This is a genomic window from Nocardia jiangxiensis NBRC 101359 (genome assembly GCF_000308615.1).
Classification (GTDB): Bacteria; Actinomycetota; Actinomycetes; order Mycobacteriales; family Mycobacteriaceae; genus Nocardia; species Nocardia jiangxiensis.
The window spans coordinates 59,415-86,263 of sequence record NZ_BAGB01000031.1 but is presented as its reverse complement, the minus strand read 5'-3'; the positions used below and the strand labels follow the sequence as shown (position 1 = coordinate 86,263).

Sequence of the window (26,849 nt, the reverse complement as noted above, 5' to 3'; positions counted from 1 at the left end):
TCCGTCTCGTCCGAGCCCGCCCCGCATCGTATCGCGAACAGCCGCTCCAGGCAGGGGGAATCGTCACCGGCGGCCCCGGCGAATCGGCGCGCATCGCGACACGCACCGAAAACACCAACGGCACAACGGGTATCACTCACCTTACCGTGACCAGATCCGGAGTCGAAACGTCGTATACCTGTCCGGGCCGAGTCAGCACCGGCACGACCACCTCCGCCTTGCGCGCGGAGTCGGCCGCACCGCCCCACAGCACGGTGCGCCCATCTCGCAGTTTCAGCTCGATATCCGAAACCGACCGCGCCACAACCTCACCCACTTGACCCCGCAACCCCTGCGATGCCGCAGTGAGCACTGTCACCGCCGCACGAGTGACCGGGTCGCTATCGCCCGGCCGACTCGTGGTCAGCTTCGGCACGCCGGGAGGCGGTGGCTCGATGGCGAATTCGACGCCGTCCGCGTCCAGCAGATGCGGCCCCTGCGGAGAATCGAAGTACAGCACCGCGGTGCGCTCCTCGACCGTCACCCGGACCGTCGCGGGGAACACCCGCCGCACCCGCACCGAATGCACCTTCGGGATCGCCGCCGCCCGATGCGCGATCTCATCGGTGTTCAGGCGCAGGATCGAAACCCCCTCGGGCACCTGCAACGCGTCACGCACCTGTTTCTCCGGCACCGTCTCCAGCCCGTCGATCGTGACGGTCCGCACCGCCAGCAGCGGCGTGAACCACGCCACCACGGCCAGTACGACCACGACCCCGGCAACGGCCAAGGCCCACAGGGCCATTCGGCGGGACGGCGGTCGCAGACGCATCGTGATCATCGTCCGGTGGGCGGGCGCACCCGCAATCCGTCGAGGATCTGCCCGCCGAGCATCGTCACATCGCCCGCGCCCATCGTGATCACCACATCACCCGGCCGCGCCAGTCCGGCCGCCTGACGGCCCACCCGCGACATATCCGGTTGGTAGTGCACGGGTTTGGAGACCGACTGGGCCACCAGGGCGCCGTTGACGCCCGGCAGCGGCTTCTCCCGAGCGCCGAACACGTCCAGCACGACGACCTCGTCCGCGACATCCAGGGCCGCGCCGAACTCGGTCGCGAATGTCGCAGTGCGGCTGTACAAATGGGGCTGGAACACCACGATCACCCGGCCCTGTCGCGAACGCGCGCCGTCGGCGGCCTCCTGCCGGACCAGTTCGGACGCCGCGCCCAGTACCGCGCGAACCTCGGTCGGATGGTGCGCGTAGTCGTCGAACACCCGCACGCCGTTCTCCCGGCCGACGAACTGGAATCGCCGATGCACCCCGCCGAAACCCTCGAGTCCCTGCAGCACCTCGCCGAGATCGGCGCCGGCGTCCCGCGCGGCCAACAGGGCGGCCAGCGCGTTGAGCGCCATGTGCCGTCCGGGCACCGACAGCCGCAGCGTGCGCGGTGCGGACTCGTCGGCCAGCCGGAAGGTGGCCACCCCGCCCACATCGCGCGGCTCCCAGGACAGCAGCCGCACCCCGACCGGAACCGGAGCGTCGGCCAGATCGCCGGAGCCGTAACCCAGTACGCGGATATCGAGTTCGTCGGAACGGGCCACGACCCGCTCGGCCAGCGCTCGCGAACCCGGATCGTCCAGGCACACCACCAGCAGTCCGCCCGGGGTGAGCCGATCCACGAAGTCGTCGAAGACCTGGACGTACGCCTCGTCGGTACCGAAGAAATCCAGGTGGTCCGATTCGATGTTGGTGACCACCGCGACGTCCGGATCGTATTGCAGCAGTGAGCCGTCCGACTCGTCCGCCTCGGCCACGAAATAGCCGCCGGTGCCGTGATGGGCGTTGGTGCCCGCCTCGTTCAGCTCGCCGCCCACGGCGAAGGACGGATCGAATCCGCAGTGCTGCAACGACACCACGAGCATCGAGGTCGTGGAGGTCTTGCCGTGCGTCCCGGACACCAGCAGCGTGTGATGGCCGTGCATGAGTTCGGCGAGTACGGCCGGGCGCAGCAGCACCGGCACCCCGCGCCGCTTCGCCTCGACCAGTTCGGGATTGGTCTTCGGGATGGCCGCGTAGGTGGTGACCACCGCGCTGGGCCCGCCGGGCAGCAGATCCAGCGCACCGGCGTCGTGGCCGATGCGGACCTGCGCACCCCGGGCCCGCAGGGCGAGCACACCGCGGCTCTCCTTCGCGTCGGAGCCGGAGACCGATCCGCCGCGGGCGAGCAGGATCCGGGCGATCCCGGACATCCCGGCTCCGCCGATACCGACCATGTGCACCCGCTGCAGTAACGGCGGTAGCTCGGCCGCCACCACGGTCGTGTCCTGCTCGTCGGTCATCGCCCGGCCACCTCCACCACGATCCGCGCCACCGCGTCTGCGGCGTCCCGATGCCCGGCTCCCGCGGCGGCCGCGGACATCTGCGACAGCCGCACCGGGTCGGTGAGCAGCGGAATCACCTCATCCAACACATATTTCGCGGTCAACTCCGCGTCGGCGACGATCCGGCCGCCGCCCTGCGCCACGATCGGACGCGCGTTGAGCTCCTGCTCACCGTTACCGTGCGGCAGGGGCACGTAGAACGCGGGCAACCCGACCGCCGACACCTCGGCGACGGTCATCGCGCCCGACCGGCACACCGCCGCGTCGGCAGCCGCATACGCCAGATCCATCCGCGAGACGTACGGCACCGCAACATATTTCGCCTTGTCGTCGGGAGCCGACTGCTCCGCGATCTGCAGGGTGTTCTTCGGACCGTGCGCGTGCAGCACCGAGATTCCCGCGGCCAGCAACTGCGGCGCGGCGGCCGAGACCGCCTCGTTGAGCGTGCGCGCGCCCTGCGAACCGCCGAACACCAGCAGCACCGGCCCGTCGGCGGGCAAGCCGAAATGCTCCCGAGCCTGCGCGCGCAGACCCGCCCGGTCCATCGTCGCGATCGACTCGCGCACCGGAATCCCGACGATCTCCGCATCCGCGCGCCCCGAGGCCCGCACACCCGAATTCGCCACCGCGGCCAGCACGCGCGCGGCCCGGCGCGCGCCGACCTTGTTCGCGATACCCGCCTTCACATTCGCCTCGTGCACCACCACCGGCACCGACCGGCGACCGCGCAACCCGCGCCCGGCCGCCAGATAGGCGGGCAGCGCCACATATCCGCCGAATCCGACGATCACATCGGCCTCGGCCGCATCGATCACCGCCCGGCTGCGCGCGATCGCGGTCCGCACCCGGCCCGGCAGTCGCAGCAGATCCGCGGTCGGCTTGCGCGGCAACGGAACCGGCGGAATCAACTCGAGCGGATAGCCGCGTTCGGGCACCAGGGTCGTCTCGAGTCCGCGCTGGGTGCCCAGAGCGGTGATCCGGATGTTCGGATCGAGGCGGCGCAACGCGTCCGCGACCGCCATGGCCGGTTCGATATGACCGGCGGTGCCACCGCCCGCGACGATCACCGAAAGCGCCCGTCCCCCGATATCGGGCCCGACGCCGTCGCTACTGGTCACCTGGACTTACCCCGTTCTCTCGCATGTGTCGTCCGATAGCTGGGCTCCCAGGCCCGCGTGGTCCGCAGCGATGCGGTGCCGCGGCGTTCGCGCCGGGCAGAATCCGAATCTACCCGTCGGCGGGCCGGTGGCAATTCGCGCCGCGGCGGCGGGGTCCGGGATCCGCCGCGCGTGCGCGAGGCCGCGTTGCGCGAGGGCGGGTACATCTCCGGCTTCGGCAGCCGCAGCAACCGGCTGAACCGGCCGTCCTGTCCGGCGTGCAGGGCCGCGACCGCCTCGGGCTCGTGCCGCGCTGCACTCGCGATGATGCCGAACATCAGCAGGGTGATCGCCAGCGAGGAACCGCCCGCCGAGACCAGCGGCAGCTGCAGACCGGTCACCGGCAGCAGGCCCACCACATAGCCGATGTTGATCAGCGCCTGACCGGTGATCCAGGTCGTCGCGGTGGCGACCAGCAGCCGCAGGAACGGATCCGCAGACCGGCTCGCGATCCGCAGACCGGTGTAGACGAACAGCGCGAACAGGCCCAGCACCAGCGCGCAGCCGAGAAATCCGAGTTCCTCGCCGATGATGGCGAAGATGAAGTCGTTGTGCGCGTTGGGCAGATAACTCCACTTGGCCCGGCTCTGCCCGAGCCCGCGACCCCAGATCCCGCCGTCGGCGAGGGAGAACATCGCCTGACGCGCCTGATAGCCGATACCCTGCGGATCGTCACCGGGATTGAAGAACGCGCGCATGCGATCCGAGCGGTACCCGGCCGTCATCGCCAGCACCAGCGCCGCCACCACACCGGACGCGCCGATCGCGACGAACAGCCGGACCGGCAACCCGCCGAACCACAGCAGCGCCACCAGGATGATGCCCACCGCGATCGTGGTCGACAGGTTCGGCTCCAGCACGATCAACAGACAGCACAGCAGGCCCGCCGGAACCAGCGGCATCAGAATCTCTTTGTACCCGGCATTCTCCGCGCGACGGGTGGCCAGCAGATGCGCACCCCAGATGATCAGGGTGACCTTGACGATCTCCGAGGGCTGCACGTGGACGAACCCGATGTCGAACCAGCGCCGCGAACCCTGCGCCTGCGAGCCGATGCCCGGAATCAGCACCAGCACCAGCGCCAGCACCGACACCGCGAACATCGGGAAGGACAGACGGCGCAGGGTGCGGAAGGGAATTCGCAGCGCGAGATAGAACAGCACCGCACCCAGGACGGCGAACATCAGCTGCTGGATGAACAGCGAATAGGCCGATCCGTCGTCGGCGTACGATTCCACGCTCGACGCCGAGAGCACCATCACCAAGCCGAGCACGGTGAGCAGCGTGGCGATCGTGACGACCAGGTGGAACGAGGCGAGCGGACGCGCCAGCCAGGCACCGAACCACGTACCCGAACCCTTGCGCGCCTTGGTCACCGGGCCTCCCACAGCGCGGCGCGCCCGGGGCCCGCCGCACGGATCACCACCGCGTCACATCTGCTCACGAAGGGCTCCCGATATCTCCTTCGTCCAGCGCCTGCACCGCGGCGACGAAACTGCGTCCCCGGTGGGTGTAGTCGGCGAACATGTCCAGCGACGCCGCCGCCGGGGCGAGCAGCACCGTGTCACCGTTGGTGGCGTATCCGGCGGCGATGCGCACGGCCCGCGCCATGACCGCGTCCGCCCCATCTATCTCGGACGTGAGTTCCGCACCCATCCCAGCATCGTCGCCCGAACCGAGCTCGACGACCGGGACATCGGGGGCGTGTCGCGCCAATGCCGCGGCGATGACCGGGGCATCCTTGCCCAGCAGCACCACCGCGACGAGCCGTTCGGCCACCTCCTCGACCAGATCGTCCACGTGCGCGCCCTTGAGCAGTCCACCGGCGATCCAGACGACCTGGGCGTGCGCCTGGATCGAGGATCTGGCCGCATGCGGATTGGTGGCCTTGGAATCGTCGACGAACTCCACGCCCGACAGCTCGCGCACCGAGGCCGCGCGATGCGGACCCACCTTGTGCTCCTGCAGGCCCTCCTTGACGAATTGCGGTGCGACGTCGATGGATCGGGTCAGCGCGGCCGCGGCCAGCGCATCGGCCACCCCCGCCGGACCGGGCGGGCTGATATCGCGCACCTCGGCCAGGATGGCCGCCTTGGTGAACGCGCGATCGAGCAGTTTGCCGTCCACGACGCCGAGTTCACCGTCGGCCGGGACGCCGACGCGGAAACCGACCGTGCGCCGGGCCCGGGACTTGCGCGCGAGCGCCGCGGCGACCGGATCGTCCAGGCCGACGACGCCGACCCGGCCCATCAGCGCCCGCGACTTCGCCGCCGCGTACGCGTCCAGGCCGCCGTGCCAATCCAGGTGATCCTCGGCCACGTTCAGCACCACGCCCGCCTCCGGACGCACCGAGGGCGCCCAGTGCAGCTGGAAGGAGGACAGCTCCACCGCCAGCACCTGCGGTCCCGGGGTGCGCCGCAGCGCGTCCAGAATGGGCAGGCCGATATTGCCGCAGGCGACGCTGGCGATTCCGGCCGCGCGCAGGATCGCGTGCGTCATCTGGGTGGTGGTGGTCTTGCCGTTGGTTCCGGTGATCACCAACCATTTGCGCACCGGCCCGTACAGCCGCGCCTGATCGACCCACCAGGCGAATTCGACATCACCCCAGACCGGTACGCCCTCGGCGACCGCGGTGGCCAGGACCGGCGAATCCGGCCGCCAGCCCGGACTGGTGATCACCAGCGCGAACCGGTCCAGCCCGCCGGGCTCGAGCAGACTCTCCCCGGTGGCGGTGTCCAGGCCCAGTTCGGCCGCCTCGGCCATCGCCTTCGCACCGGCGTCGGTGACCACCGGGGTCGCGCCGATATCGCGCAGCGGATCGATCAGTGAGCGACCCGATATTCCCCAACCGGCCACGAGAACATCACGGCCACGCAAGAATTCGAGCATGGGGCCCGGCGATCGCAGGGCCCGCGGAGTGTGTTCGACCATTGCTGCTTTACCCGACCTGAGAGAGGTATTCGCTGTAGAACAAGCCAAGTCCGATCGCCGACGCTATGCCCGCGAGTAACCAGAACCGAATGATCACCGTAGTCTCGGCCCATTTGCTGAGTTCGAAGTGGTGGTGGAACGGCGCCATCTTGAACAGTCGGTTGCGAGTCGTGCGATAGACCGCGACCTGCAGGACGACCGACGTGGTCTCGGCGACGAACAGCGCGCCGATCACGATCATCAGCAGTTCGGTACGCGACAGCAGCGACAGCCCGGCGATCAATCCGCCGAGTGCCAGCGAGCCGGTGTCACCCATGAAGATCTTCGCGGGAGCCGCGTTCCACCACAGGAACCCGATGCACGCGGCCGCACCCGCGGCGCAGATCAGTGCCAGGTCCAGCGGGTCGCGCACGTTGTAGCAGCCCGCCTCGGCGTGCACCGAGCACGCGTTGCGGTACTGCCAGAAGGTGATGATCACGTATGCGCCCAGCACCAGGCTCATCGAGCCCGCGGCCAGACCGTCCAGGCCGTCGGTGAGGTTCACCGCGTTCGACCAGGCGACCACCACCAGACAGACGAAGGCCAGGAAGATGATCACCCCCATCGAGACGGTGGTGATGTCGCGGACGTAGGACAGGTGCCGGCTCGCCGGTGTCTGCTTGTTCGCCCCCGGGAACTGCAGCGCGAGCACGCCGAACACCACTGCCGCGGAAAGCTGTCCGATGTATTTGCCCGCCGCGGTGAGACCGAGGTTGCGGCCCTTGCGCAGTTTGATGAAGTCATCGATGAATCCGACCCCGCCCAGTGCGGTGGTCAGCGCCAGTACCAGCAGGCCCGACACCGTCGGCCCCTCGGCGCGATAGCCGATGCCGATCAGGTGCGAACCCCAGTATCCGGCCCACAGTCCGGCCAGGATCGCGACGCCGCCCATCGTCGGAGTACCACGCTTGGCCTGATGGCTGGCCGGTCCGTCGATCCGGATCTCCTGACCGAAGCCGCGTTTGGCGAACATCCGGATCAGCAACGGCGTCAACAGGATCGACACCGCCAGTGCGATCGCCGCCGCGAAAAGAATCTGCCTCATCGGCCCGCTTCCGTGTCCACAGGAGGCACTTCCGAGCCCTCCGTACCGGCGCCGGGCGCTGCGATGCCCGGCGCGAGATGCTCTGCCACCGCCCACAATCCGACGGAGTTGGATGCTTTGACCAGCACCACGTCGTCGGCCGCGAGCTCCTCGTCGAGCACCTCGAGTGCGGCGGCGATATCGGGGACCAGGATCGACTCCTCACCCCAGGAGCCCTCCATGACCGCCCCCTGATGCAATGCGTGCGAGGGCCGTCCGGTGCCGACCACGATGAGCCGGTCCACGTCCAGCCGGACCGCCAGACGGCCGATGCGATCGTGTTCGACCACCGAATCCGCACCCAGCTCGGCCATTTCGCCGAGCACCGCCCAGCTGCGCCGCTTCCCGCCGGGACCGCCGTGCGCACCGGCACGGGCCATGGTCACCAACGCCTTGAGCGCGGCGCGCACCGAATCCGGGTTGGCGTTGTACGAATCGTTGACGATCGTGACGCCGTCCGGGCGGGTGCGCACATCCATCCGATGCTTGGAAGCCGCCCGCGCACTCGACAGCGACCGCGCGACCGTCTCGAGGTCCGCACCGCATTCGAGGGCGACCGCGGCCGCGGACAGCGCGTTGGCCACCTGATGCTCGCCGTGCACCGACAGATGCACCGGCACTTCGGAACCGTTGGCGCGCAACGTGAACCGGGCGCGCGCGGACTCGTCGAGCTGGACGTCCAGCGCACGCACATCCGCGCTCTGGGACTGCCCGGCGGTCACCACCCGCCCCACGGTGCGCGTGGCCATGGCCGCGACATTCGGGTCGTCGGCATTGAGCACCGCCACCCCCGACGGGGCCAGCGCCTCCACCAACTCACCCTTGGCCTGCGCGATCGCCTCGCGACTGCCGAATTCGCCCAGATGCGCGGTGCCGACGTTGAGCACCACCGCGATCGATGGTGGCGCGATCTCGGTGAGCGCCTTGATATGTCCGGGCCCGCGCGCGGACAGTTCCAGCACCAGGAAACGAGTACCGGCATCGGCGCGCAACGCCGTCCACGGGAAACCGAGTTCGTTGTTGAACGACTCCGGCGGCGCGACCACCGTCCCGAGCGGGGCCAGGACCTTGGCCAGCAGATCCTTGGTCGAGGTCTTGCCGGAGGAACCGGTGACGCCGACGACGGTCAGCTCACCGCTCGCGGCCAGGCGATCCACGCTCGCGCGGGCCAGTTTGGCCAGTGCCGTGAGGACCGCGGCCGCCGAGCCGTCCGTATCGTGCGCCAGCACGTACGCCGAACCGCCGTCGGCCTGCTGCCCGGCCGGACTGACCACCACGGCGGGCACGCCGACCGGCCGCGCCGCCAGCACCGCGACCGCACCGGCGGCCACCGCACCGGCCGCATAGTCGTGCCCGTCGACCCGCGCACCCGGCAACGCCAGGAACAGATCTCCGGAATTGATTCGGCGCGAATCGAATTCGACCGCACCGGTCACCGTCACCGCGGGATCGGGAACATCGTGCAGCGTGCCGCCGACGATCTCCGCGATCTCCCGCAGGGTCATCTCGATCATGAAACCGTCAGGTCCTTGTCATCGGGCGCCGATCGCCGGCAGAGGGCCTCCGCCAGCACCTCGCGGTCATCGAACGGATACTTCACACCCGCAATCTCCTGCCCTGTCTCATGCCCCTTACCGGCCACCAGCACCACATCGCCGGACCGTGCCCAGTCCACCGCCGCGGTGATGGCCGCCGCCCGGTCACCGATCTCGGTGACCTCACCGCGTTCGGTCTCGGCCATACCGAACGCCCCGGCGCCGATCGCCGCGCGGATCGTCGCGGGATCCTCACTGCGTGGATTGTCGTCGGTGATGATCACCAGTTCCGCACCGCGTGCGGCGGTCGCGCCCATCAGCGGGCGCTTGCCCGGGTCACGGTCGCCGCCCGCACCGACCACCACGGCCAGCCGACCGCTCGAACCCTTCAGATATTCGCGCAGTGTCGCGATGACCGATTCGACCGCGGCCGGTTTGTGCGCGTAGTCGACCACGGCCAGGAAATCCTGCCCGCAATCCACCCGCTGCATCCGGCCCGGCACGTCGACCTCGGCCAGCGCTCGCCCGGCGACCCGGGCGTCCACGCCCGCCGCCGCGCACACCGCGATCGCGAGCAGGCCGTTGGCGATGTTGTAGCGGCCCGGAAGACGCAGCCGCACACCGACTTCCACAACCTCGGCCGACTCGGCGACCGGACGCGCATCGTCGGACCGACCGCCCGGACCCACGGCGGTGAACTGCTGTTCCCCACCGTCCAGCGTGCTCGCGGCCACCGCGGTCCAATCCGGTTCGGCGCCATCACCGGCGGGACCGGAGCCGGTCGACACCCTCACCACCGGGGCGCGCCCGCCCACCTCGCGGGCCAGACGCCGACCCCAGGCGTCGTCCACACAGATCACGCAGGTCTGCGCGGCCACCGACCCGAACGACGAGGCGGAGGCATCCGCCGACACCGCATCCGGGACGAACAGTTTGCGCTTGGCGGCGTAGTAGTCCTCGAAATCGGCGTGGAAGTCCAGATGGTCCTGGGACAGATTCGTGAACGCGCCCACGGCGAATCGCACACCGTCCACCCGACCCAGGGCGAGCGCGTGGCTGGACACCTCCATCACCACCGCCTGCACGCCCTGCTCGACCATCAGCGCGAACATCGCGTGCAACTGCGGGGCTTCGGGCGTGGTGAGCGCACTGGGCACCCGCTGCCCGCCGATTCGGGTCTCGATGGTGCCGATCAGCGCGGTGCGCAGTCCGGCCGCGGCCAGGCCCGCCTCGACCAGATAGGACGTGGTGGTCTTGCCCGAGGTGCCGGTGATGCCCAGCACCTGCAACCGCTGCGACGGGTTGCCGTAGATCGACGCGGACAGCTCGCCCAGCACCGAACGCGGATTCTCGTGCACCAGTACGGGCACCGAGAGTGCGCCGATCGATTCGGCGCCGGCGGCGTCGGTGAGCACCGCGACCGCACCGCGTTCCACGGCGTCGGCGGCGAACCGGGCGCCGTGCGCATGCGCACCGGCGAGTCCGGCGAACAGATCACCCGGCTGCACCGCGTTCGAGCGTTGCTCGATACCGGTGATCACGACCCCGGCGAGCTCATCGGCGCCGACGCCGGAAAGGCGCGCGTCCGTGAGCTCGACGACCGTCTGCAGCTCCGTCGACGGTGGGACCGCCGGACGCAGCACCTGCGGGCTGGGCTGCACGGGCACGAGGCTCCTCTCAGTCACAATGCGGCTCTGCTCGGCAAATCCGCCGTGGACGGGTTTCGGATCGACGAGTCAGGGTACCGACGCTGGATCACAGCCGGGCAACGCGGCTGGGTATTGCGTGGGTCCCCGTGCATGATATTGGCCCGCCGATCCGGACCCGACACCGCCCGGCTGTTCACATCGCCTGCAGCACAAGCTCTTTCGCCGGGGGCGAGGGCGGCACCCGGTCACGCTGCAGCGCCCACGACGCGATGTTGTGGAACAGCGGGGCCGCGGACTGCCCGCCGCTGCCGTCGGAGCTGCGCACCGGCGCGTCCAGCATGATGCCGATGACGTAGCGCGGATTGTCCGCCGGCGCCATCCCGGCGAACGTGATCCAGTAGCGACTCTCGGAGTAGCAGTGGCAGGCGGAATCGATCTGCTGCGCGGTGCCGGTCTTACCGGCGACCTGGTAGCCCGCGATCGCCGCGGGAGTACCGGTGCCCTGCTGATAGCCCATCGGATCCTTCTGCACGATGGATTGGAACATCTGCCGCAGCGTCTGCGCGGTCTTGGCGCTCACCACCCGGACGCCGTCGGGCTGCTTCTCCTGGGTTCTGCCGCCGTCCGGTCCGGTCTCGGACTTCACGATGCGCGGCGGAATTCGCACGCCGTCGTTGGCGATGGCCTGGTACATCCCGGTCATCTGCAGCAGCGTCATCGACAGACCCTGTCCGATGGGCAGATTCGCGAAGGTGGAACCGGACCACTGATCGCGCGGCGGGATCCGGCCCGCGCTCTCGCCGGGCAGGCCGACGCCGGTGCGCTGACCGAGCCCGAACCGCTTCAACATGTCCGCATAGCGGTCCTCGCCGATCTTCTGCGCCAGCATCAGGGTGCCGACGTTCGAGGACTTGCCGAAGATTCCGGTGGTCGTATACGGCATCACGCCGTGCGACCAGGCATCGTGCACGGTGACTCCACCCATCTCGATGCTGCCCGGCACCTGATGCACCTCGTCCGGCGTGGTCAGGCCGTATTCGATGGCCGCGGAGGCGTCGACGATCTTGTTCACCGAACCCGGCTCGAAGGCGTCGGTGACCGCCGGATTGCCCAGATTGGCCGAACCCCAGAACTGCGGCCCCTTGGCGGGATCGAAGGTGTTGTCGTTGGCCATCGCCAGCACCTGCGCGGTATGCGCGTCCAGCACCACGACCGAGGCGTCCTTCGCACCGGACATGTCCTTGGCCTGCTGCACCTGCTGCTGCACGTAGTACTGCAGATCCGAATCGAGGGTGAGCTCCACGTCGGTGCCGTTCACCGCGGGATGGCGATTGCGTTCACTGCCCGGGATCATCGCCCCGTCCGAACCCTGATCGTAGGTGTGCGATCCGTCGGTACCCGCCAGACTCGAATCGAGCGCGGACTCGAGGCCGATCTGCCCGTGCCCGTCCCAACCGGTCGCGCCGATGATGTTGGCGGCCAGCGAACCGCCGGGATAGACCGGTTTGTCGTGCCGTTCCTTGCCGACCTCGGGGAATTCGTCGGTGATCTCGGTGGCGATCCGGGGATCGACGTCCCGCACGAGATAGACGAACGAATCCTTGCTTTTCAGGTTGTTCAGCAGATCCTGCTCCGAGGGAGCGTCCTTGCCGATCTTGTCGTGAATGGCCTTGGCGATGGCCTTCAATCGCGTGTCCGGGTCGGGCGCCTTGGGACTCTTGGCATGCGCCTCGGCGAGTTCCTTGCGCACGATGACCGGCTGGAAGGTCAGCCACTGGGTGGCGACGGTGAAGGCCAGCGCCTTGCCGTTGCGATCGGTGATCGAACCGCGCAGCGCGTAGTCCACCTTGTGCACGGTGCGCTGCGTCGCCGCCTCGGCCGAGAGCTTCGGTGCGGAAACCGTTTGGATCCACAGCAATTGGAGTGCGACGACCAGCAGGGCCACCAGCATGACGATTCGGCCGGTGCCGAACCGTAATCGCGAGGAGGAATCCATCCCGGCCCCGCCTCGGGCCCCGGCGGTCCGCCGCGGCCGCGCCGCGCGCGTGGAGCGACGGCCCGAGGGGGTGCGACCGAGGCCGCGTGATGCACCCGGGCTCACTGCCCACCCCCGGCCGCCGGAACGGGCGTCGCGGCGGGCGCGGCCGGATTCGGTACCGGTACAGTCTGATCGACGCGGGCCGCGGGAGCCGGAGTCGGCGCGGGCCGCGCTGCCGTCGCGGGCACGGGCGCGGTGGCCGGTGTCGTCGGAGCCGCGGCCGGGTTCTGAGCCGGAGCCGGGTTCTGGGTCGCGGCCGGTGCGGACGGGGCCGGACCGGCGGTCGGCTGCGCCGGACCGTGCGCGGAGTTCTCGTCGGCCGGATTCTGATTCGGCAGCGCCGTCACCGGGACGATCCGTTCCCCTTGTGCCTGAGCCGGATTCGCCGGAGTCGGCGAGGCGGGGGTGGTGTTCAGCGGCGGGGCCGGCGGACCGAGCTGCGCGGTCTCCTTACCGATCACCGTGACCGCGCCGTTCGGCGCGACGACCAGGCGCGCGGGATCCTTGGCCGGGATCATGCCCAGCTCACGTGCCCGGGTAGCCAGTTCCGGCGCGGCATCGGCCGCGGCCACCTGACGCTGCAGTTCGGCCTGCTCGTCGGAGAGTTGCTGATTGATCTGGCGCGCGTCGCTGAGCTGGTAGCTGTCCTCGGCCGACCGCGTGGTCAGCAGCAGCGTGCACATCAGGCCACAGCCCAACAACACCAGAATGGCCACCACGAACGGGATTCGGCCGCTCATCACCGAGCGCCCCGGCAGCGGCGGCAGAACCGGACCGCCCCCGACGCGGTTGCGGCGCCGGGCGTACGCCCGCTTGGCCGCACCCGATGTCACGTGTTCGGGATCGTGCACCGGGCGCGGCGCGTTCCGCCGCTCCGTGGTCTTCCCGCCACGTCGTGGTGCGTCCACCCGTGTCCGCACGCTCATAGTCCCGCCTCCCCTACCGTTCGCACGTCGCCCGAACTCATCGCGACGCCTGAATTCGTTCCGCCGCGCGCATCCGGACCGGCGCCGCGCGCGGGTTGTCCTCGATCTCGGCGGCCGTGGCCTTCTCCGCACCACGGGTCAGCACCTTGAATTCCGGTCCCATACCGGGTAATTCGACCGGCAGGTCCATCGGTGTGCGCGAGGTCGATCGCTCCGCGAGAACATGTTTGACCACTTTGTCCTCCAGCGATTGATAGGACATGACCACGATGCGGCCACCGACCTCGAGCGCGTCCAGGGCCGCGGGCACCGCGGCCTCGAGCGATTCCAGCTCCCGGTTGACCTCGATCCGCAACGCCTGGAACGTGCGTTTGGCCGGATGCCCGCCGGTACGCCGGGTCGCGGCCGGGATGGCGGCGTAGAGCAGTTCCACCAGCTCGGCGCTGGTGGTGAAGGGTCGCTGCGCCCGCCGCCGGACGATCTCGCCGGCGATGCGGCCCGCGAAACGTTCCTCCCCGTAGACCTTCAGCACCCGGGCCAGCTCACCGTGGCTGTAGGTGTTGAGCACGTCGGCGGCGGTCGGGCCGGTGGTCGGATCCATTCGCATGTCCAGCGGCGCGTCGACCGAATAGGCGAAACCGCGGTCGGCCTCGTCCAACTGCATCGAGGACACGCCCAGATCCATCAGAATCGCTCGCACGGAATCGGTTTCGGCCAGACCGGCCTCGCGCAGTGCCGCGGCGATGCCGTCATATCTGGTGTGTACCAGCGTGATTCGATCCTCGAACGGCGCCAGCCGCGCGGCGGCCAGCCTCAGCGCCTCGGTGTCGCGATCCAATCCGATGAGCCGGATCGAGGGATAGGTACGCAGGAAGTGCTCGGAATGACCGCCCAGGCCGAGTGTGGCATCGACCATGACACCGCCGGATTGCAGTGCGGGACCGAGGATTTCGTCCGAACGGCGGAGCAGGACCGGAACATGGCGGGGTGTGTGATCGGCAAGATCCACCTCGACCTCCAGATCCTCCTCGCCCCTATCGCGGCGTCGCTGTGCGCATCGAACTCACTAGGTCGGACGGCCAATGTCCCGGGGTCTCTGACCGAAGCACGGCACCTGGCGTTGGGGAAGTACGTCAGGGTCCGTGTCGGGCAGAGGCCGCAGGACACTCGCCTCGCTCGCGGGGTTAGAAGATTCCGCCCAGCGACTCGTCTCTGGCCATCGAGTAGTCCTCCTCGTTCTCGGCGAGGTAGGACTCCCACGCCTGCTTGTCCCAAATTTCGAGGAAGTCGACCGAGCCGATCACCACGCAGTCCTTGGACAGGCTCGCGTAGCGGCGGTGTTCGACCGACAACGTGATGCGCCCCTGGGCATCGGGACGCTGCTCGTCCGTGGACGCCGCCAGGGCCCGGACGAAAGCCCGTGCCTGCGGATTGCTCCGGGACGCCGCGGCGGCTCGCCGCGCCAGCGCGGTGAACTCCTCCTTCGGATACACGGCAAGGCTGTGGTCCTGCCCTTTCGTGACCATCAACCCTCCCGCCAGTTCGTCCCGAAACTTCGCGGGCAACGTGAGTCGCCCTTTGTCGTCCAGGCGAGGCGTGTAGGTACCGAGAAACACTTCTCGACACCTCCCGCGTGATCACCCCGTCTGGTTGGTCTCCGCTCGTGCGGGCTCCACATTACCCCACTTTCCCCCACTTTCAATCGAAAGCCGCAGCGATCTCACCCCCGGCGTACCGGATTCCGCTGGTCACACCAGCTATCGGGCCGGTGGGGAGATTTTTCCGAGATACACGACACGCGAGCACGATTGAGCACATGACCCGAAAACCGCCAGCAAACCCCCTGAACGCATCTGCTATAACTGCACGAAACGTGACCGGCGCGAGCGCGGGTGGGGCGAGGTGGGGAATCGTGTGGGGCGAGGTGGGGATCCGGCCGCGGCGTCGCGTGAACCGGGGAAAAGAAAGACACGCCGCACGTTGTGCGGCGTGTCGCGTTATCCGCCCTTGATAGGGCGCAGCGCAAAACCCGGATCCGTCAAACGGATCCGGGCCTTGTCAGTTGTCCTGTTCGAACCGGCGCCTGAACCGATCCTCCATGCGGGCGGAGAAGCCGCCGCCCTGCTTGCGCTGTTTGCCACGGCCGGCCGTGGGCCCGCCGCCCTGCTGGGCGTCCTCGCCGCGGCGACCGCCGCCCGACGCGCCCGAGCTACCCAGGAGCAGCAGCACTCCGGCGCCGAACATCACGATGAAGCCGAACAGGCTGATGATGGGGAAGCCGCCGGGCTTGACGGGCAAGGCGATACCCGCGATCAGCAGGCAGAGGCCGAGGACGAAGAGTGCGGCCGACTGGAATCTACGTCTGCCCGTAGCAGAACGAAGACGCCCGCCTCGGACGGTCGAGGCGAACTTGGGATCCTCAGCATAGAGCGCGCTCTCGATCTGTTCGAGCATGCGCTGCTCGTGCTCGGAGAGTGGCACGGTACCTCCCCCGGCACTAGGTGTGGTGGTCGCCTCCGGGTAGACGACGGACAGCCGACCTTGGCGGCTCTCTGCCACCATGATACGAGTTCGATCAGCGCGGTACCACCTACTCGCCGATGTTCACGCCGAGCCCTCGGCCAGCCAGCCGGTGATCGGCCGCATCCGGGCCGCTGCGCTGATCGAATCCTCCACGTCGTGCAGGAATGCTCCCACCCGGGAAACGAACTCGTCGGCCACCTGCGCATCGACCGGACGGTCCAGCCCGGCCTCGATGGCCGCGCGGGTCTCGGAGAAGGAACTGAAATAGTCCGACCACATCACGAATTCCGGTGCGGCCTGCTGCATCAGCACCCAGGCATTGCGCGAGCGGGCCCGCGGCGCACGGTCGGCCCCGGTCAACGCGAGCACCGCCCCCGCCCCGCGCAGGGCCGCCAGATATGCGGTGCGGAATCGCTCGCGCGAATCGGGCTCGGCCGCGGCCTGCAGCAGCAGCCCGTCGGCACGGCCCAGCAGACCGCCCGCTCGCCCCGGATGCTCCATCCGACCTGCCATCACGGCACCTCCCTACCGTCGTACACCCTGATTCGCGCAGTGCATCGCCGACCACGCGAACCGAACAGATATTCGAACGTTTCAATGAGTGTGAATATAGAGACGACCACCGACAAACTTTCGCGCTCGCGTTCGCGGCGAGCGCCCGGGCCGAACGAGAGCCGCGCCGACCGGATATGACAGCCGCCAGACTTCCTCACGCACCCGCCCCCGTCGTCATCGACCTCTCGGCCGCCGCGCTGCGCTCTCGGCTGCACGACGCGCTGGCCGTCTACGTCGCGGCGATGGACTATCCCCGCGGCACCGAATACCACCGCGCGCCGATGTGGACCGAGCACACCGCCCGGCAGGGCTGGCAGGCCGTGGCCGCCGTGGTCCCCGACGAGACCGGCGGATTCGACCTGCGCAGCGCGCCCATCGTGGGCATCGCCTACGGCTATCACGGTGCGCCGCACCAGTGGTGGCATCAGCAGGTGCACAACGGAATGCGCCGCTCGGGCTGGGCCGAGTACGCCGCCCGCGATCTGCTCGCGGACTATTTCGAACTGACCGAACTCCATGTGCATCCCAGCGCGCAGGGCCACGGCCTGGGCGAGACGCTGCTGACCCGGCTGCTGCGCGCCCGCCCCGAACGCGCCACGCTGCTGTCCACTCCCGAGGTGGATCGCGAGGCCAACCGCGCCTGGCGGCTGTACCGCCGACAGGGATTCACCGACGTGGTACGGCATTTCGTCTTCTCCGGCGACACCCGGCGCTTCGCGGTGCTGGGCCGTCCGCTGCCGTTGCAGGGCCCGCCGATCGCCGAACCGCCCGCCCCGGGCCCGCGGCCGTGACGGTCCTGGTCCTCGGTTCGGGCCACAACGCGCTGGTCGCGGCCTGCTATCTGGCGCGGGCGGGCGAGCAGGTCGAGGTGCTCGAACGCGACGAGATCCCCGGCGGCGCGGTCTCGACCGTGGAGCGGTTCCCGGGACATCTGGTCGATCGCGGCTCCTCGGCGCACATCATGATCCGGCACACCGGGATCATCGAGGAGCTCGGGCTCGACCGGTTCGGGCTGCGCTATATCGACTGCGATCCCTGGGGTTTCGCGCCCGCACCGCCCGGAACCGATCTCGCGCCGATCGTGTTCCACCGCGACCTGGACCGCACCTGCGCGGCCATCGCGGCGGCCTGCGGCGCCCGCGACGCGGACGCGTACCGCCGGTTCGTGCGGGTGTGGGGACCGCGCGCGCAGCGGGTGATGCGCGCGTTCGCCGGGACGCCCGGCCCCGGGCGGCTGCTGCGCTCGTTCTGGGGTCTGGACGCGCGTGCGGGCGGCAGCGCGCTCTCGCGGGAATTCCTGCAATCCGGAGATGCGCTGCTGGACAGCCTCTTCGACGACGAGCGGCTCAAGGCGGCGCTGGCCTGGTTCGGTGCGCAGTCCGGACCGCCGATGTCCGAACCGGGCACCGCGCCGATGGTCGGATTCGCCGCGCTCATGCACACGCTGCCGCCGGGTCGCGCGGTCGGCGGAAGCGGCGCTCTGACAACGGCTCTGGCCGCGCGGCTGCGCTCCGACGGCGGGGTGCTGACCTGTGGTGACGCGGTCACCGAACTGCGCCACGACGGTGCGGGCTGGCAGGTCCGCACGACCTCGGGCCGAGAGCTGTTCGCGCGCACCGTGATCGCGGGCACGCACATCCTGACCACATTGGATCTGCTGCAGCGCGGCGGATTCGACGCCGGGGTGCTCGACGGCTGGCGCCGGCGCATCCGGGTCGGGCCGGGGATCGGGATGGTGGTGCGGGTCGCCGCGAACGCGCTCCCCCGCTATCCGGGTGCGACGGCCGACGACTCGGCCCGCGGACTGCAACTGCTCGCCACCGATCGGCGGCAACTGCGTCTGGCACACGGTGCGGCGCTGGCCGGGGAGCTGCCGCCGCGGCCGGTGGTGCTGGCGATGAGCTTCAGCGCACTCGATCCGAGTATCGCCCCGGCCGGACAGCATCAGCTCTCGCTGTGGGCGCAGTGGCACCCGCGGCACCTGGCCGACGGGAGCGACTGGAGTGCGCACGCCGAACGCGAGGGTGACCGCATCATCGCCGAACTCGACGCGGCCGCACCGGGTTTCGCCGACACCGTGCGGGACCGGTTCGTGCAGACCCCGGCCGATCTGGAGCGCGAGCTCGGCCTGATCGGCGGCAATGTCATGCATGTGGAGATGTCGCTGGACCAGATGTTCTTCTGGCGGCCGCTGCCGGAGCTGTCCGGACAGCGCGTGCCGGACGCACCCGGGGTCTATCTGACCGGGGCCTCGACCCATCCCGGCGGGGGCGTCTCGGGAGCCAGCGGGCGCAGCGCCGCCCGGCTGGCGCTGCGGGATCTGCGCCGTCCGCGGTTGCGCCGGTGGTGAATCCGCGGCCGGTCCGCACCGCGCTGCGCTGGGCGCCCGCGATCACGGCCGTGCTGCTGATCCTCACCCAGATCACCTATCCGCTGACCGCGGGCATCGGGCGGGACCGGGTGACCGCGGCCGTGGTTCTGCTGTCCGCGCTGGCCGCACTCACGCACGCCTGGGCCACCCGCGGTCCGCGCTGGGCCGCCGGACTGCTGCTGATCGTGTCCGGGCTCGGACTGGCCGCCGAGATCGTGGGCGTGGCAACGGGATTCCCCTTCGGCTGCTACACCTACGCACAGCACCGGCTGGGTCCCGAACTGGCCGGTGTGCCGCTGCTCGTGCCGCTGGCCTGGACCGGCGGGGTGTATCCGGTCTGGATCGTGGCCGGACTGCTGTGTCGGCCGGGAAAACACCGGGCCCGGACACGTATTCCGCTGACCGCACTGGGCGCGGTCGGCTGGGATCTGTTCCTGGACCCGCAGATGGTGTCCGCCGGACGGTGGTCCTGGTGCTCACCGCTGCCCGGACTGCCGGGGACACCGCACATCCCGGTGACGAACTATCTGGGCTGGTTCGCCGTCGCACTGCTGATGGCAGCACTCCTCGAGGTGCTGGACCGCCGCGACGCCCCGGCGGACCGCAGGGTCGCTGTCCCGGTCGTGGTCTTCCTGTGGACCTGGCTGGGCTCCACCCTCGCCCACGCGGTCTTCCTGGGCCTGCCCGCCTCGGCCGGGTACGGATTCCTCGGACTCGGCCTGCTCGGCATTCCGCTGCTGTACACCTCGGCCCGTCGCATGCCGGTCCGCTCGGCGGGCCATGGCACGATGTGACCCGTGCAGCCGAGTCCGACACCACCGATGCCCGACGTCACGAGCGCACCCCCGCGCCGCGGCACGAAGCCCCCGACGCGCCGTCGCGCCTGGTCGGCGGTATTACTGCTGGCCATGCTGCTGCCGTTGCTGGCCGGCTGCCTGCGGGTCCAGGTCTCGATGGGCGTGTCCTCCAACGACCGCGTGTCCGGCCATATCGTCGTCGCGGTGGTCCCGGCCAACGACAAGGACAAGGGACCGCAACTGAAGGTGCCCGGTCCGCTGGCCGGCAAGGTCCGCGTCGAGTCGTACAGCCAGGACGGCTACGTGGGCAGTCAGGTGTATTTCGACGATCTGACCTTCGGTGAGATCGGCGAGCTCGGCGGTCTGTCCGATCAGACGCAGGGCATGTTCACCCTGCAGTTCGTCCGGACCGGCGATCTGGTCACGCTCAACGGCCGCGTGGACCTGAAGTCGGTGCCGCCGCAGGGGTCGGACATCCAGTTCACCATCGCGTTCCCGGCCCGGGTGGCCACCACCAACGGCACCCGCGACGGCGATTCGGTGGTGTCCTGGAAGCTGCCCGCCGGCGATGAGAGCACGGTGCACGCCGAGGCCAGCTACGCCGATCCGAACACCCGCTCGTTCGCCGGGTGGGCCGGGATCGTCGGCGGTATCACCCTCGCCGTCGCCGCGCTGGTCGCCGTCATCGCGTACCTGAGCCGGAATCCGACCCCGAACTACGTCTCCCGGCTGCGCGAGCCGCGCACACGGGAGAAGGTCTGACCCGCCGGCGACGATCGGGCGGAGCGACCGCGGAAACCCGCGAGAACGGAAGCGTATGAGAAGCACTCTGGTGAGACGAGCGGTGGTCGCCGGGACGGCCGTGTCGGCGGCGGGCTGTGTCCTGACGGTGCTGAACCGGCTCACCGTGCGACGGCTCGGAGTGGTGGGTCCGCCGGTGATCGAACCGGTGACCGTCTGCGTCCCGGCTCGGGACGAGGCAGTGCGGCTGCCGGGCCTGATCGCTGATCTGCGTGGCCAGCACGGAGTTTCGCGGATGCGGGTGCTGATCATGGACGACGGGTCCGGGGACGGCACCTATGCCGCGGCGGTCGCGGCGGCCGGGGACGACGAGCGTTTCACCATCGTCACCGCGCAGAGCGAGCCGCGGCCCGGTTGGACGGGAAAATCCTCCGCCTGCGCCCGGCTGGCCGAGATCGCCTGGACCAGTGCGGATTCCGATGAACCACCTGCGGGAGCGCTGATCTTCCTCGATGCCGACGTCCGGATCGGCGCGGGTGCGATCGCCGCCGCGGTCGGCGAATTGCGCCGCACCGGTGCGGGATTGGTGTCGCCGTGGCCGCGTCAGCTGGCCGGGTCGTTCGCCGAGACGCTGGTCCAGCCGCTGCTGTGCTGGTCGTGGGCCGCGACGCTGCCGGTACGCCTGGCCGGGCGTAGTCTGCGCCCGGCCACCGCGGTGTCCTGCGGGCAGTTCCTGGCCTTCGACGCGGCCGCCTACCGCGCGGCGGGCGGCCATGCCGCGGTGGCCACGCACGTCACCGAGGATCTCGCGCTGGCGCGAGCGGTGCGGCGCACCGGGCGACGCACCGTCCTGGTCTCCGCGGGCCGCATCGCGAACACCCGGATGTACCGGGGCGCAACCGAACTCGACACCGGATACACCCGGTGGCTGTGGTCGGCGTACGGCTCCGCGGCAGGCAGTGCCGCGGTCGGCGCGACGGCGGTGCTGGCCTACTGGGTCCCGCCCCTGGCAGCGCTGTTCGGCCGGGGCGTGACCCGTCGCGTCGGGCTGTTCGGCTACGCCTGCGCCGTCGCGAGCCGCCTGGCCGCCCGCTCCCTGGAATCCGGTGGGACGCTGGCCCCCTCGGACGCCTGGGCGGCACTGGCCCACCCGCTCTCGGTGGCGGCGTACCTGCGCCTGTCCATCCGGTCACATCGACTGCACCGATCGGGAGCCCTCACCTGGAAGGGCCGCGCGGTCGCCGAACGCGTCGGCTGATCTCGGCGGATCCGATCGACTGCGGCTCGGATCGGGTTGCCCGCCCGGCTGATTCGACATTCGGGCGGGCTCGGCGAATCGGCTCAGGCGACTCGGGTGACGCCGACGGTGGGTAGGAACAGGCAGGTCCGGTCGCCGTTGTGCACGGTGCCGAAGACCGCGGCCAGGACGGTTCCCGAACCGGTGTCGACCGGGACCGCGCGCACTCCGCCCGACGGCAGTGCGGTGCCGAGGAAGTTCTCGATGGCCTGCTGGGCGAGCGGGCGCATCGCCGGTGCCACCTGCGGCGGGACCATGGATGCGGCCACATCGGCCACCGATCCCATCGGGGTCAGGCCGCTCTGCCCGGTGTTGGCGTTGAACCAGGCCACCTGCATCCCGGAGGTGTCGGTGCTGTCGGGGCCGAGGCCGTAGGGCACGAAGGCGAACATCGTGTGCCCGGCCTTGACGGCGGACAGATCCACACCGGGCATGCTCACCGTGGTCTTCGGCCACGGGCCGGGCACCGCGCCGGCGATCGCCGGGACCAGGCCCAGCGTGCTGCCGTTCGCGCAGAACGCCGAGGCCGAGGGGTACAGGAACGGATTCATCCCGAACTGCTGCAATCCCTCGATCGCCCGGTGATAGGCGCTCAGCGCATCGGTCTGCGCGATGACGCCGTGCCAGGCAGTGGTCACCGCCGACGCGGCGGCAGCCGCGGACGGGCCCGGCGGCGCCGCCGACGCGGGGGTGAAACCGGTGCAGGCCAGCGCGGTGGACACACCCACCGCACCGGCGACGCGGACGAGATTGCGCAATACGGCCATCGGCACTCTCCTAGTCGTCACGGATCCCGGGTCCTCACGGGTGCGCGTGATCGTACGCGCCGGATCAGCACATCAACCGCTAATCCGGCCGCGAAACGCCGACTAGGCTTCGACCGGCGTCGGGGCCACGGTGTATCCGAGATTGGTGAGCACCTCGGTGGTGGCCTTGGCAAAGTTCAGCGTGATGAAATGCAGGCACGGCGCACCTTCGGCAATCAACCGCTGACCGATCTCGGTGGCGATCTCGATACCGACCTCGCGCACCGCGTCGCGATTGGCCTCGGGATCGTTGCCCGCGGCCCGCTCCAACCGGGCCATGAGCGCGGGCGGCACGGGACGACCGGAGAGTTCCTCGGCGCGCTGCACGGTCCGCAACGAGGTGATCGGCATCAACTCCGGGATGATCGGCTTGTCGCCCTGTACCGGATCGCACGCGCTCACCCGCTCCCGCAGACGTAGATAGTGGTCCACGTCGAAGAACATCTGGGTGATCGAATATTCCGCGCCCGCACGGAGTTTCGCGCACAGGTAGCGGGTGTCGTGGTCCAGGTCCGGCGATCGGTGATGGCCCTGCGGGAAGGAGGCCACCCCGACGTGGAAGTCGCCCAGATCGCGCACCATCCGCACGAGTTCCTCGGCGTATTCGACGCCCTCGGGATGCCGTTGCCACTCCCCCAGCGGATCACCGGGCGGGTCGCCGCGCAGCACCAGAAGATTGCGGATCCCGGCGTCGGCGTACACGCCAACGATCGAGCGCAGCTCGGCGACGCTGTGCGCGACGGCGGTCAGATGGGCGACCGTGAGCAGTGTCGTCTCCTGTGCCAGCTCCCCGGTGACCCGCGCGGTGCGGTCGCGGGTGGAGCCGCCCGCGCCGTAGGTCATCGAGACGAAGGCGGGATGCATGCGTTCGAATTCACGTGCCGCACGCCACAGTCGAGCCTCCGCGGCCGAATCGCGCGGCGGGTTGAACTCCACGGAGAACGGAATGCTGCCGTCGGGACGCGGCCCCAGCCGGCCCACGACGGACGGAGTTCCGGAAACCTGCGGCGGGCGGGGTCGGCCTGCGGTCGAGCGTCCCCGTACGTTGTCGAAACTCACCGGACCAGTCTAGTGGGACACCCCGGCCCGACGGGACCGTCCGCCGCGACCGGGGCGGAAGCGGACGCAGTATCGTTCCAATCCAGGGACGCCCACGCGTCCGAACCATATGCGTCAGCGTTTTTCATCGGTGCTGTCGCGGCAAGTCACCTGGGAGGTTCCGTTGTCGGCCGATACCTCGACACGTCCGGGTCCGGCAGCGGATGCGGCCGGGCTGGTCGGCGCCGTCGCCGAGGCGCTGAATCGGTTCTTCGCCACGCGTCGCGAGATCGTCGCCCAGCTGGGCCCGGTCTTCATCGATGCGAGCGAGGCGCTGCAGGACTTCGTGCTGCGCGGCGGCAAACGCACCCGTCCGTCCTTCGCCTGGACGGGCTGGCTGGGTGCGGGCGGTGATCCGGACGGCCCGCAGGCCACGGCGGTGCTGCATGCCTGCGCGGCGCTGGAACTGGTGCAGGCGTGCGCGCTGATCCACGACGACATCATCGATTCCTCGCGCACCCGGCGCGGCTTCCCGACCGTGCACGCGGATTTCGAACGTCGCCACACCGCCCGCGAATGGGGCGGTGACGCAGGACATTTCGGTATCAGCGTCGGCATCCTGATCGGCGATCTGGCCCTGGCGTGGGCCGACGACATGGTCGCCGCGGCTCGGCTCGACCCGGCCGCGCGCGCCCGGTTCACCCCGGTCTGGGCGGCGATGCGCACCGAGGTGCTGGGCGGGCAACTGCTGGACATCCACGGCGAGGCGGGCGAGGACGACTCGGTGGAGTCGGCGATGCGGGTCAACCGGTACAAGACCGCCTCCTACACGATCGAGCGGCCGCTGCATCTGGGTGCGGCCCTGGCCGACGCCGATCCGGCGCTGATCACGGCCTATCGCACCTTCGGCACCGATATCGGCCTGGCCTTCCAGCTGCGGGACGATCTGCTCGGCGTCTTCGGCGATCCCGCGGTGACCGGTAAACCCTCCGGCGACGATCTGCGCGAGGGCAAGCGCACCGTGCTGATCGCCGAGGCGCTGCGCCGCGCCGACGCCACCGACCCGGCCGCGGCCGCGCTGCTGCGCAACCGGCTGGGCACCGATCTGACCTCGGACGAGGTGGACAGGTTGCGCGAGGTCATCACCGGACTGGGCGCGGTCGAGGACGTGGAACGCCGGATCGACGACCTCACCGATCGCGGTCTGGCGGCGCTGGCCGGATGTTCGGCGACGCCGGAGGCCAAGCGGCGGCTCGAGGCGATGGCCTTGGCCGCCACCCGACGCGTCGCATGAGGACCGCCACCGGACGCACCGACCGCGTGATCGTGGTCGGCGCGGGATTGTCCGGGTTGTCCGCGGCCCTGCATCTCACCGGCGCGGGGCGCACGGTCACCGTGCTCGAGCGGGCGGATCATCCCGGCGGACGGGTCGGGGTGTATCGCGGGCCGGATTACGAGATCGATTCCGGGGCAACGGTTCTCACTGTTCCCGGACTCATCGACGAGGCGCTGGCCGCAGTCGGGACCGACAGCGCGTCCCGGGGTCTGCGCATCCATCGGCTCGCCCCGGCCTATCAGGCGCGTTTCGCCGACGAATCGGTCATCTCGGTGTTCTCCGATCCGGACGAGATGGCCGCCGAAGTGGCTCGCGCGTGCGGGGCGGACGAGGTGGCCCGGTATCGGCGGCTGCGAGCCTGGCTGGCCCGGATCTACGGGGCGGCTTACGGCGAGTTCATGGATACCAACTTCGATTCCCCACTCGACATGGTCACCATCGGCCGCAAACGGGCGGCATTGCTCGAACTGGTGCGCGCGGGCGCGTTCGGGCGGCTCGGCCCGCGGGTCGGGCGGATCCTGCGCGATGAGCGGCTGGCCCGGCTGTTCACCTTCCAGGCCCTGTACGCCGGGATGGCTCCCGCGCAGGCGCTCGGGGTGTACGGGTCGATCCCGCACATGGACACCTGTCTGGGCGTGTATTTCCCCGAGGGCGGGATGCGCGCGGTGACCGCGGCTCTGGCCGGTGCGTTCACCGATGCGGGCGGGCGGCTCGAACTGGGCGTCGAGGTGACCGGAATCGACTACCGCGACGGGCGCGCACACCGGGTGCGCACCGCCGCGGGGACCTACGACTGCGATGCGGTGGTGCTCACCGCCGATCTGGGCTCGCTGCCCCGGTTCGGGATCCCCCGTCGGCGGCCGCTGCGCGCCGCACCCTCGGCGGTCGTCGCGCACGGCACGATTCCGGCCGAGATCGCGGCGCGATGGCCGGTGCAGGCGCATCACACCATCGAATTCGGTCGCGCCTGGGAACGGACGTTCACCGAGATCGCCGCGCGACGCGGCCGGGGCCGGACGATGAGCGATCCGTCGCTGCTGCTGACCCGGCCCGCGCTCAGCGATCCCGGGCTGTTCATCGAGCGTGACACCCGCCACGAGCCGTTCTCACTGCTGGCGCCCTGCCCGAATCTGGTTGCCGCGCCGCTGGATTGGCCCCGCGTGGGCCCGGCCTACCTGCGCGAGCTGCTGGGCGTGCTGGAGCAGCGCGGATATCACGGCATCGCCGAACATTTCACCGTCGACCATCTGGACACACCGCGGACCTGGGCCGATCAGGGCATGATCGCCGGAACACCGTTCTCCGCGGCCCATTTGTTCCGGCAGACCGGTCCGTTCCGCACCCGGAACCTGCCGCGTTCGGCCGAGAACGTCGTCCTGGCCGGTTGCGGCACGACACCGGGCGTCGGCGTGCCGACCACGCTGCTGTCGGGAAAGCTGGCCGCACAGCGGATCACCGGTCGCACCGGACCGGATGCGGGCCCATTCCCGGCCGAGCGCGCGCACCGGACCGGATCGGCGAGCGCCGCGACGGGCATTGCGGGGTGAGTTACCGGCATGCCGACATACAATGCGTGCCGACCGGCGCGATAGTGTTCCCGACAGGACTATTAAACTGGCCCGCGACCTACTGACCGCGGTTCCGACCGCACGTGATTCCCGG

The 26,849-nt window shown here is 69.9% G+C and carries 23 protein-coding genes; 7 read left to right on the top strand and 16 right to left on the bottom strand.

Annotation, left to right across the window (positions count from 1 at the left end; translation table 11 throughout):
• Positions 1 to 136 precede the first annotated feature (136 nt).
• The 14 genes from ON40_RS10680 to ON40_RS10615 form a co-directional block, all read right to left on the bottom strand.
• Positions 137 to 811 (bottom strand): cell division protein FtsQ/DivIB, encoded by a 675-nt coding sequence (locus ON40_RS10680; RefSeq protein WP_083895572.1) that lies wholly within the window; start codon positions 809 to 811, stop codon positions 137 to 139.
• A gap of 5 nt (positions 812 to 816) precedes the next feature.
• Positions 817 to 2,322, bottom strand: coding sequence for a UDP-N-acetylmuramate--L-alanine ligase (gene murC / locus ON40_RS10675; RefSeq protein ID WP_174435026.1), 1,506 nt, complete (start codon positions 2,320 to 2,322; stop codon positions 817 to 819).
• A complete protein-coding gene (murG, locus tag ON40_RS10670; protein ID WP_281033020.1) occupies positions 2,319 to 3,482 on the bottom strand; it encodes an undecaprenyldiphospho-muramoylpentapeptide beta-N-acetylglucosaminyltransferase in 1,164 nt (387 codons plus the stop codon). The genes murC and murG overlap by 4 nt, the downstream gene beginning before the upstream one ends.
• Complete coding sequence (ftsW, locus tag ON40_RS10665) at positions 3,479 to 4,897, bottom strand: putative lipid II flippase FtsW (protein ID WP_040821449.1); 1,419 nt, start codon at positions 4,895 to 4,897, stop codon at positions 3,479 to 3,481. The genes murG and ftsW overlap by 4 nt, the downstream gene beginning before the upstream one ends.
• 64 nt (positions 4,898 to 4,961) lie before the next feature.
• Positions 4,962 to 6,410, bottom strand: a complete 1,449-nt coding sequence (gene murD, locus ON40_RS10660; RefSeq protein WP_040821142.1) for a UDP-N-acetylmuramoyl-L-alanine--D-glutamate ligase — start codon at positions 6,408 to 6,410, stop codon at positions 4,962 to 4,964.
• A 49-nt stretch (positions 6,411 to 6,459) separates the two neighbouring features.
• Positions 6,460 to 7,536 carry a phospho-N-acetylmuramoyl-pentapeptide-transferase gene (gene mraY, locus ON40_RS10655; protein ID WP_040821139.1) on the bottom strand — a complete coding sequence of 359 codons (1,077 nt, stop codon included), beginning with the start codon at positions 7,534 to 7,536 and terminating at the stop codon, positions 6,460 to 6,462.
• Positions 7,533 to 9,089 (bottom strand): UDP-N-acetylmuramoyl-tripeptide--D-alanyl-D-alanine ligase, encoded by a 1,557-nt coding sequence (locus tag ON40_RS10650; protein WP_040821137.1) that lies wholly within the window; start codon positions 9,087 to 9,089, stop codon positions 7,533 to 7,535. Before ON40_RS10650 ends, mraY begins: the two co-directional genes overlap by 4 nt.
• A complete protein-coding gene (locus ON40_RS10645) occupies positions 9,086 to 10,777 on the bottom strand; it encodes a UDP-N-acetylmuramoyl-L-alanyl-D-glutamate--2,6-diaminopimelate ligase (RefSeq protein WP_040821135.1) in 1,692 nt (563 codons plus the stop codon). Before ON40_RS10645 ends, ON40_RS10650 begins: the two co-directional genes overlap by 4 nt.
• A gap of 175 nt (positions 10,778 to 10,952) precedes the next feature.
• Positions 10,953 to 12,755 carry a peptidoglycan D,D-transpeptidase FtsI family protein gene (locus ON40_RS10640; RefSeq protein WP_157186263.1) on the bottom strand — a complete coding sequence of 601 codons (1,803 nt, stop codon included), beginning with the start codon at positions 12,753 to 12,755 and terminating at the stop codon, positions 10,953 to 10,955.
• A 101-nt stretch (positions 12,756 to 12,856) separates the two neighbouring features.
• Positions 12,857 to 13,723, bottom strand: a complete 867-nt coding sequence (gene ftsL / locus ON40_RS48060) for a cell division protein FtsL (RefSeq protein WP_051192953.1) — start codon at positions 13,721 to 13,723, stop codon at positions 12,857 to 12,859.
• A 37-nt stretch (positions 13,724 to 13,760) separates the two neighbouring features.
• Entirely contained in the window at positions 13,761 to 14,744 is a 984-nt protein-coding gene (rsmH, locus tag ON40_RS10630) for a 16S rRNA (cytosine(1402)-N(4))-methyltransferase RsmH (protein WP_040821132.1), read from the bottom strand.
• A gap of 163 nt (positions 14,745 to 14,907) precedes the next feature.
• Positions 14,908 to 15,339, bottom strand: coding sequence for a division/cell wall cluster transcriptional repressor MraZ (gene mraZ, locus ON40_RS10625; protein WP_040821130.1), 432 nt, complete (start codon positions 15,337 to 15,339; stop codon positions 14,908 to 14,910).
• Between the two features lie 442 nt (positions 15,340 to 15,781).
• Complete coding sequence (locus ON40_RS10620) at positions 15,782 to 16,204, bottom strand: SCO2097 family morphological protein (protein WP_040821441.1); 423 nt, start codon at positions 16,202 to 16,204, stop codon at positions 15,782 to 15,784.
• A gap of 123 nt (positions 16,205 to 16,327) precedes the next feature.
• Complete coding sequence (locus tag ON40_RS10615) at positions 16,328 to 16,759, bottom strand: SAV_6107 family HEPN domain-containing protein (protein WP_051192952.1); 432 nt, start codon at positions 16,757 to 16,759, stop codon at positions 16,328 to 16,330.
• 176 nt (positions 16,760 to 16,935) lie between these two features.
• Between ON40_RS10615 and ON40_RS10610 the strand changes: the two genes are divergently transcribed.
• Genes ON40_RS10610 through ON40_RS10590 form a run of 5 tightly spaced genes read left to right on the top strand, consistent with a single transcriptional unit; the run spans position 16,936 to position 21,968 of the window.
• Positions 16,936 to 17,592, top strand: coding sequence for a GNAT family N-acetyltransferase (locus ON40_RS10610; RefSeq protein WP_051192951.1), 657 nt, complete (start codon positions 16,936 to 16,938; stop codon positions 17,590 to 17,592).
• Positions 17,589 to 19,151: a phytoene desaturase family protein gene (locus ON40_RS10605; protein ID WP_040821126.1), complete on the top strand. Its 1,563-nt coding sequence runs from the start codon at positions 17,589 to 17,591 to the stop codon at positions 19,149 to 19,151. The genes ON40_RS10610 and ON40_RS10605 overlap by 4 nt, the downstream gene beginning before the upstream one ends.
• Entirely contained in the window at positions 19,145 to 19,966 is an 822-nt protein-coding gene (locus tag ON40_RS10600; RefSeq protein WP_373281888.1) for a carotenoid biosynthesis protein, read from the top strand. Before ON40_RS10605 ends, ON40_RS10600 begins: the two co-directional genes overlap by 7 nt.
• 27 nt (positions 19,967 to 19,993) lie before the next feature.
• Positions 19,994 to 20,731, top strand: coding sequence for an LppM family (lipo)protein (locus ON40_RS10595; protein WP_051192950.1), 738 nt, complete (start codon positions 19,994 to 19,996; stop codon positions 20,729 to 20,731).
• Between the two features lie 55 nt (positions 20,732 to 20,786).
• On the top strand, positions 20,787 to 21,968 hold the full coding sequence (locus tag ON40_RS10590; RefSeq protein ID WP_040821124.1) for a glycosyltransferase family 2 protein: 1,182 nt from the start codon (positions 20,787 to 20,789) through the stop codon (positions 21,966 to 21,968).
• A gap of 83 nt (positions 21,969 to 22,051) precedes the next feature.
• On the opposite strand, the gene ON40_RS10585 is transcribed toward ON40_RS10590, so the two are convergent.
• Together ON40_RS10585 and ON40_RS10580 are read right to left on the bottom strand one after the other, a co-directional pair.
• Positions 22,052 to 22,774, bottom strand: a complete 723-nt coding sequence (locus ON40_RS10585) for a hypothetical protein (RefSeq protein WP_040821122.1) — start codon at positions 22,772 to 22,774, stop codon at positions 22,052 to 22,054.
• A 102-nt stretch (positions 22,775 to 22,876) separates the two neighbouring features.
• The gene (locus tag ON40_RS10580) at positions 22,877 to 23,872 is read right to left on the bottom strand and encodes a methylenetetrahydrofolate reductase (protein WP_083895559.1); all 996 of its coding nucleotides are present in this window, start codon (positions 23,870 to 23,872) and stop codon (positions 22,877 to 22,879) included.
• Positions 23,873 to 23,981: 109 nt separating this feature from the next.
• Here ON40_RS10580 and ON40_RS10575 point away from each other — a divergent pair, with 109 nt between their 5' ends.
• A complete protein-coding gene (locus tag ON40_RS10575; protein WP_083895558.1) occupies positions 23,982 to 25,145 on the top strand; it encodes a polyprenyl synthetase family protein in 1,164 nt (387 codons plus the stop codon).
• Positions 25,142 to 26,734, top strand: a complete 1,593-nt coding sequence (crtI, locus tag ON40_RS10570) for a phytoene desaturase family protein (RefSeq protein WP_040821118.1) — start codon at positions 25,142 to 25,144, stop codon at positions 26,732 to 26,734. Before ON40_RS10575 ends, crtI begins: the two co-directional genes overlap by 4 nt.
• The last annotated feature ends 115 nt before the right edge of the window (positions 26,735 to 26,849 follow it).